Origin of the sequence: Microcoleus sp., assembly GCF_049646505.1 — a bacterium.
Lineage (GTDB): Bacteria > Cyanobacteriota > Cyanobacteriia > Cyanobacteriales > Microcoleaceae > Microcoleus.
Map to the genome: position 1 here is coordinate 1 of NZ_JBARVX010000382.1, position 1,629 is coordinate 1,629.

The following is a 1,629-nucleotide window of genomic DNA, read 5'->3' on the forward strand; positions in this document are numbered from 1 at the left end:
TTCTGCGAAATTTCCCTGCTGCAATGTCAGGCGTTTTCCGAAAGCGGACAAGTTAGTTTGACAAATTTTCAGCATATTTTCCGCCATGTCAAAGGCTAGGACTTTGGCTTGAGGAAATGCTTGCAAAATCAGAGCCGACAGTATGCCAGTCCCCGCGCCTAAATCCAAAACTTTTATGTTAGCATTACTTTCAAAAGGAATTAACTGCAATATTAAATCGTGTTGCTCGCGATAGTGCGGAATGAGGCGGGGAATTAAACCGTCATAATCAAATGCTCTTTGTTCAAATTCCTCGCGTACACAGTCTAAATTCACAGACAATTTTCTCTACCTGTTAATACTTCAGTGCGTTAATGCAGTTGGCTGGGTCTCTCTATAATTATACTACAAATATAGTACAAAATATTTACAGGACTGTCAAGATGTAGCAGAAAATAATTTAACAGAAGTTGGAGACGATCGGCAAACAGGAATTTTGTTCGCCCTTTCCCACCCAAATTTTTGAGAAATGTTAAGCCCCGCACATATTTGCTGGAGTGGAGATAAGACCGAAGGCGGAAGGCTCTAAAGCCTGCGGAAGCAGAAATTTTGTGCCGGGTGGGGGACAGCAATTGTGAGAAAAAAGTTGAGAGTTGTTACCCAGCAACCGAGCGGGAAAATCCTCCAAAATATGTCCTCCAAAATATGTCCTCAGATTGACAAAATTTAGCCCAACTGTAAATAAAATTTGAGGTGACTCCCTAGTCTATGTGCGGACGGCCGAGTTTTCAGGCAAATCAAGAGATACAAAATATTGCACCGCAGGTGCGGGAAAAAAACAGTGATAATGAATCAGGATGCGAGTAGATTAGGTTTCAGCCGTCAGGGAAAAATAGAAGCAATGGAAATCCAACAGCGGATCAAGAATAAGACCGATCGCCCGCAAGCACTTACGCCCGCTCGCCAGGGCAAAATTTCTATGACAAAAGAACTAGATTTATCGCTGCAAGAATGTTTAGATTTTAAAGGAGCGATCGACCGAGCGGCGCTGGCGGTGAGGACAAACGCCCGAGGAATTATCAACTACGTCAGCGATCGAGTTTGTAGCATATCTAACTATTCGCGCGCCGAACTGATCGGCAGCCATTTCCGCATCCTTCACTCGGAATATAAGTCTTGGGAATTAATCAAAAATCTGCGGTCAACTGTTGCCAAAAATGAAGTTTGGCAAGGAGAAATTAAGAATCAAGCTAAAAATGGCAGCGATTATTGGGTTTACGCAGCAGTAGTTCCGTTGCGGGACGGCAAGGGAAAACCCAATCAGTATATGGCGATCGGATTCGACATCACCGATCGCAAAACTGTGGAAGCAGCCCAAGCCCGAGCCAACCGGGCAAAAGACGAATTTCTGGCGGTCGCCTCCCACGAACTGCGATCGCCCCTGAGCGCGATTTTGGGATGGGCGCAGCTAGCGCGATCGCGCAAGTTAAACGAAGCCACCACCAGCCGCGCATTAGAAATCATCGAGCGCAACGCCAGATTGCAGAACTTGCAAATAGATAATCTTTTGGATCTTTCGCGGCTGCTGCGCGGAAAAATGCAGCTCAACGTCGGGCGGGTTCACCTCCCGTCTGTCGTCGAATCGGCGAT

2 protein-coding genes are annotated in these 1,629 nt (G+C 46.1%); one reads left to right on the forward strand and one right to left on the reverse strand.

Annotated features, from left to right (window positions below):
- The coding region (locus WBA89_RS19080; RefSeq protein ID WP_424408775.1) for a class I SAM-dependent methyltransferase at nt 1-315 on the reverse strand (315 nt) is incomplete at its 3' end.
- Between the two features lie 511 nt (nt 316-826).
- Here WBA89_RS19080 and WBA89_RS19085 point away from each other — a divergent pair.
- The coding region (locus WBA89_RS19085) for a PAS domain S-box protein (RefSeq protein ID WP_424408776.1) at nt 827-1,629 on the forward strand (803 nt) is incomplete at its 3' end.